A 6,131-nucleotide genomic window follows, 5' to 3' on the forward strand; every position below is an offset into this window, starting at 1 on the left:
CTTACTCAGCCGGACGCAACTTGCGCACTTCATCATCCGACGGCAGCAGCCCGGCGCCGGGCTTGAAGGTGTAATCCACCATCACGCCAGAACCGTCTTTCACGGCCAGCTTGCCGACGTACAAACCCCAAGTCGCCTGATGGTCGATCTTGCGGTACTCCAGCGGGCCGTCAGGCGTAGTCACTTTCAAGCCGCTGAACGCCTCGACCATCGATTCGGAATCGGTCTTGCCGCCGGACGCCTTGATCCCTGCCGCGATGGACTGGATCGCCGAGTAGCCGATGATCGAGCCAAAGCGCAGGTTTTCGGTGCCGTATTTGGCGTGATACGCGTCGACGAACGCTTTGTGCGCGGGCGAGTCGATGCTGTACCAGGGGTAACCGGTGACGGTCCAGTTCTGCGGAATTTCATCCTTGAGCGGCTCGAGGTATTCCGGCTGACCGGTGATGATGCTGAGCACCGGCAACTGCTCGCCGAAGAAGTTACGGGTGGTGCCTTCGCGAATGAACTTGGCCAGATCAGCGCCGAACAGGGCGTTAAACAGCGCGTCCGGCTTGGCGTCAACCAGTGCCTGGACCACGCTGCCGGCATCGACTTTGCCGAACGGCGGCGCTTGCTCGGTCACGAATTCCACGTCTGGCTGCCGGGCCTTGAGCATGGCTTTGAAGGCACTGGCCGCAGCGGTACCGAACTCATAATTGGGGTAAACCAGCGCCCAGCGCTTTTTGTTGAGCTTGACCGCTTCGTCCACCAGCGCGGACGTCAGCATGTAGGTCGAGGCATCAAGGCGATAGGTGTAGCGGTTGCCCGCGCTCCAGACGATGTTGTCGCTCAGGGCTTCGGTGATCAGCACGAAGCGTTTTTTCTGCTTGGCATAATCGGACAATGCGGTGCCGATGTGCGCATAAAACGCCCCGGCCAGCACGTCCACGTGCTCGCGGTTGATCAAGTCTTCGGCCTGGCGAATCGCGTCGCCCGGATTGGCGTTATCGTCACGGGTGATCAGCTCAAGCTTCTTGCCCTCGACCCCGCCCGCCGCGTTGATCTGCTCGATGGCCAGTTCCATGCCTTTCTTGTAACCGTCGGTAAATACCGGCTGCGACTTGTAGCTGTTGATGTCGCCGATCTTGATGGTCTCTGCCGACCAGGCAACGCCGCTGATGGTCAGAGCGATCAAGCCTGCCAACAGGCCCGACTTCGTTAAACGTGCACGCGTAATCATGGTTCTCTCCAAGCTGATCAGGTGAAAGGCTTGCACAGCATTAGGGCGTTCCAGGCTCGGACGACCATTATTAAATGGGCAGTTAATTAACGAGCAACGAGTATGCCAATCAGGCTTGTTGTTTTAAGAGTGCGGGAATCGGTTCAGCACCGCGCCGGGCGGGTCGCGCAACGCGCTGGCAGACGCGCGAACGTCACGCCGGAATCTTCTGCGCCTGAGCAAACCGCGCCTCGCAATCCCGAGCGTCGTACTCGTAAACCCAGTTGGCCTGAATGCCCACGGCGTTGGGGTTGAGCAGTTGGCGCCAGCGGTAGGTCATGTCGCGCTTGAGTTGCGACCAGGCAGACGGCAAGTGATAGGTGCGCCCGCGCTCGCGGGCTTCGAGCTGGACCCGGCTGGTGCGCGGCAAGCGTTCCATTTCGTAGGCGCTCAACGCCTGCTGCAACTGACGCGGGCCATGAAACGCAAGCGATTGCGCCAGCACGTAACCATCTTCGATGGCCATCGCCGCGCCCTGGGACAAAAACGGCAGCATCGGGTGGGCCGCGTCCCCCAGCAACGTGGCATTGCCCTTGGACCAGGTTTTCATCGGGTCGCGATCGAACAGCCCCCACTTGAAGATCGCATCGGGATCGGTGCGCTTGAACAGTTCGATCAGATTCGGGTGCCAGCCTTCGAACCCGGCGAGCATCTCTTGCTGGGTACTTTTGGCGTTCCATGACTCCTCGACCCACGCCGGGCTTTCATTGACGGCCACGATGTTGACCATCGAACCGCCCTTCACGTAGTACGTCACCACATGGCCTTTGGGGCCCATCCAGAAACTGGAATCGGGACTGACGAAGGGCAGCGGGTGTTTGTCGACATTGACCAGCGCGCGCCAGCACATGTGGCCGGTGTAATTGGCCGCTTCCTGGCCCCACAGCTGCTCGCGGATCACCGAACGCACACCGTCGGCGCCGACGATCAGATCGGCCTCGAACTCGGTGCCATCGGCGAACTGCGCGACAGCGCTATTAGCGTGCTGAATCAAGCCGCTGCACTGTGCGCCGAAGGTCGCCTGCCCCGGTTCGATATCACTCGCCAACGCAGCGTGCAGATCGGCACGGTGGACGTGATAGAACTCGGCGCCATATAGCGCCGGGCAGCTTTCCTTGAGCGGCGTGCGGAACAGTTCACGCGCGGTTTTCCAGTTGCGCCCTACCATCGCTTGCGGCAGGAAACCGATTTTTTTCAACTGATCTTCCAGGCCCAGCGCTGACAGCACCTTGACCGCGTTCGGGGTCATCTGCACGCCGGCGCCGACCTCGCCAAACATCGGCGCGCGCTCAAAGATGCGCGCTTCGATGCCTCGCTGCTTGAGGGCACGCGCCAACGTGACGCCACCGATACCCGCCCCGATGATGCCGACTCGCAATGCTCTGTCCATGGGTGTTCCTCCTGCTGAGCGATGGATGATCGACGCAGCGCGTTGTAATAATTGGCCGAGTAATTAATTACTCGCTTGAAAAAATGGGCCCTACAGATCCAGTACCAGGCCGTCGCCCACACCCCGCGAACAGCAGATCATCATGCTTTCGTTGCGCTGGCGTTGGCCCGGCGTCAGCACGGTGTCGCGGTGCTCTACTTTCCCGGCCAGCACCTTGACCTCGCACGCGCCACACACGCCCTCTTCGCAGGAATACGCCACGTCGACGCCCGCCGCCTCGCAGGCCTGCAACAGGGTTTGCTCGGTGGCAACGGTCAGAGTCAGGCCAGAACGTTGCAGCCGTACGCGAAAGGTATCGCCCGGTTGCAAGGCGTCGGTGGTGGCGCTGAACCGTTCACGATGAGTGTTGGCTTCGGGGCGTTCGAGGGTCAGGCGGTCGAACTCATCCACCATTCCTTGCGGCCCACAGCAGTAAAGTTGCGCGCTGTCGGGCAGCGCGGTGATCAGGTCCCTGAGCCTGGGTGGCGCGACTCCGTCGATGCGGGTATGGAACAGTCGCACCCTGTCTTGCGCCTGGCACAGTTCGCCATGAAACAGCATGTGCGCCGGCCCGCTTGCCCAGTAGTACAGCGAAACTTTTTGCCCGGTGGCCTTGAGCTGGCGGTACATCGAGATGATTGGGGTGATGCCGATCCCTCCGGCAAACAGGTGAAACTCACCGTCGCCAGGATGCAACGGAAAATGATTGCGCGGCGATGACACCTCGTAAGTCGCGCCCACCACCGACTCGAAATGCAACTGGCGAGATCCGCCCTTCCCCGCCTCCGACAGCTGCACCGCGATGCGGTACTGCGCAGGATTGAGCGCGGGCCACAACAATGAGTACTGGCGCACTGTGTCCGGACTCAAGGCGACGTCGATGTGCGCACCGGGCTCATAGACAGGCAATGGCAGGCCGTCGAGGGATTCGAAGGTGTAGAGATTGATGCCCGGCGCGCCGTATTCGATCGCCTGCAAACGCACCTTGAGCACGCCGTCAGATAACGCCATAGCTGATGCCCTTGTTGCGCAGCCAGGTGCGATAACGCTGGCCCATCAGGTCGGTGCGGTGGTGCAACTCGTAGCGAAGTTCGAGCGGGATGCGTTCCGGGCGCTGGCTTTCGACGATGTCGCGATCCTGGCCGAAGACTACGTCGGCACGCTCGCGCACGGCCTGGGGGTCCGGCCGCGGCATGACGTCCATGGCCGCGCACACGCGCACGATGCTGTGGGTGGCGTCGAGCGCTTGCACGGTGAACAGCGTGGCGAACGTGTCGGATTTGTCACTGGTGACGTTGCCTTGCGCGTCCGAATCCTGAGTACGTTTGGAGAAGTAACCCACCAGCGGACGGAACGTGTGGTAGGTGTAAAACGCCACCAGCGGCTTGCCCCGCGCATCGCCGAACGGCTGAAACACCCGCACTTCGGAGGAGCGCAGCCCCGAGTCGACTTCTTCCACGGTGTAGGGGTCCAGGCGGTCAGGTTTGTCCATCACACCATTGAGGCCAGCGTGCACGAACGGAAAGTGCGAGGCGTCAATGAAGTTTTCGACGGCGCGAAACCCGTTGGCGTCGTAGATATAAGGGCCGCTGTGGACCTTCATGAAAGCGTCGTTTTCCCACTCCGGAAACACCGGAATGTCGCTTGCCGGTTCGCCGAGACAGGTCCAGACAAACCCATAACGGTCCACCGCTGCGTAAGGAAACGCCTTGGCTTTTTTCATCGGTTTTTCATCCGGCGCAGCAGGCATCAGGGTGCAGGCACCGCTGCCGTCGTATTGCCAGCCGTGATAAGGGCAAACCACCGAGTCATTCTTGATCCAGCCCTTGGAAAGCCGAGCGCCGCGATGGATGCACAGGTCTTCCCAGACATGCACTTGATCATCGGCGCTGCGCCAGACAATCAGTTCGCGCTCCAGCAAACGCACGGGGTAGATCGTGCCCTCGACGAAGTCACTGCTGTAGCCCACGACGTGCCAGTCGTTAAGCAACACGGGGTCTTGGCAGCCGTCGTTGGCGGTTATCGGTTGGTGAGATGAAACAGCGATCAGGTTCATCACGATGCCTCTGCTTATCAGGATGCAAATTAATTAATCAACTCGTTAATTAATAGATAGCAGGAGCCGTGCCAGTCATGGGTGAAATTTTATCTGTTTGATTGTTATGAGAATTATCCGTCAGGGCGCAGGGCCCGCCTTTGGGGCGAGCACTGTTTTAGTATCGGCGGCGTCCAGTTTGGTGCGTCCGGTCAGTGCAAGGATCTCAAGCCGTCATCCCGCCGACGACGAAACTGGTGACCTGATGGATCAGCGACTGCCAGTCCGCCGGATCGTATTCGCCGCCGGGCAAGCGGTCTTCCATGCGGTGACTGTCCGAAAATGCATAAAGGTAAGTGCCGACCATCAAGGTGATGCGCCAGTTGGCGTCCAGATCCGTCAGGCCGGGGACAGCCTCTTTGAGCGCATCGACGTAACGTTGGGTCGAGGTCCCGTAAGCTTTATCACGTAGCGCGTAGGAAATGTTTGGCGGCTCGGTGTGCAGTCGCGCTTGCAGACGCAGGAAATGTCGGCCCTGCACGCTGGTGCGCAGTACGACGGTTGGCAGCAGGAAAGCTTCGACGATCTGCCGCACCTGCAAGGGCTCGCCCTGTTCTTGCAACGCCTCCAGGTTTTTCAGTCGCTCGTCTGAAACGGCGGCACCGCGACGCAGGAATACTTCTTCAAACAGGCCGTACTTGGAGCCGAAGTAATAGTTGATCAGCGCTTGAGTGACTTTTGCTTGCTGCGAAACCTCACGCAACGTAGTGCCAGCGTAGCCTAGATTAGCGAACAACTCTTCGGCGGCGTCGAGGATTTCGTCGCGCACGTTGCTGGCGCCCTCGGGACGTCCCGGTCCTTTTTTCTTGGTTTTGGTCTTGGCCTTGCCCTGCTCGACCGGCAAGGGCGCAGTGCCGCGACGGCCCATTATTGTCTGCATCGATACCCGCTACCTTGAGAGTCAAATCAATCGCTCGCGGCCCTGGAACGTAGCATTCAGGGGATTCAGCGAGCGAAAAATTAATTAATTGATTAACTCTTTAAATCTTAGCAGCGTTCATGCCAGCACCGCACAAGAGAACTTGTTGGGGGAAGGCAGTTGAATATTTGTCGACGCCAGGTTTGCCCGCAGAGCACTGGAGAACCTGTTGGAGCGAGCCTCCGGCAGAGCAATCGAGAACCTGTAGGAGCGAGCCTCCGGCAGAGCAATCGAAAACCTGTAGGAGCGAGCCTCCGGCAGAGCAATCGAGAACCTGTAGGAGCAAGGAGCTTGGAGGCTGACACAAAACCCGTGGGAGCGGACCTGTCCGCGAAGGCGCCGGCGCATCCACTTCATCTCTGGTGTCTGAACCACCGTCTTCGCGAACAGGTTCGCTCCCACAGTGAATCTGCGGCGCTGCTAATTT

The 6,131-nt window shown here is 59.8% G+C and carries 5 protein-coding genes; all 5 read right to left on the bottom strand.

Annotation, left to right across the window (positions count from 1 at the left end; genetic code table 11):
* Position 1: 1 nt before the first annotated feature.
* Positions 2–1,222, bottom strand: coding sequence for an ABC transporter substrate-binding protein (locus ACWKWM_RS09860; protein ID WP_483845964.1), 1,221 nt, complete (start codon positions 1,220–1,222; stop codon positions 2–4).
* Between the two features lie 193 nt (positions 1,223–1,415).
* Positions 1,416–2,651 carry an FAD-dependent monooxygenase gene (locus ACWKWM_RS09865; RefSeq protein ID WP_483845965.1) on the bottom strand — a complete coding sequence of 412 codons (1,236 nt, stop codon included), beginning with the start codon at positions 2,649–2,651 and terminating at the stop codon, positions 1,416–1,418.
* Positions 2,652–2,741: 90 nt separating this feature from the next.
* Positions 2,742–3,701, bottom strand: a complete 960-nt coding sequence (locus ACWKWM_RS09870) for a PDR/VanB family oxidoreductase (RefSeq protein ID WP_483845966.1) — start codon at positions 3,699–3,701, stop codon at positions 2,742–2,744.
* Positions 3,688–4,746, bottom strand: coding sequence for a Rieske 2Fe-2S domain-containing protein (locus ACWKWM_RS09875; protein ID WP_483845967.1), 1,059 nt, complete (start codon positions 4,744–4,746; stop codon positions 3,688–3,690). Before ACWKWM_RS09875 ends, ACWKWM_RS09870 begins: the two co-directional genes overlap by 14 nt.
* Positions 4,747–4,951: 205 nt before the next feature.
* The gene (locus tag ACWKWM_RS09880; protein ID WP_483845968.1) at positions 4,952–5,665 is read right to left on the bottom strand and encodes a TetR/AcrR family transcriptional regulator; all 714 of its coding nucleotides are present in this window, start codon (positions 5,663–5,665) and stop codon (positions 4,952–4,954) included.
* Positions 5,666–6,131 lie beyond the last annotated feature (466 nt).

Source organism: Pseudomonas rosaeacicularis, from assembly GCF_057128745.1.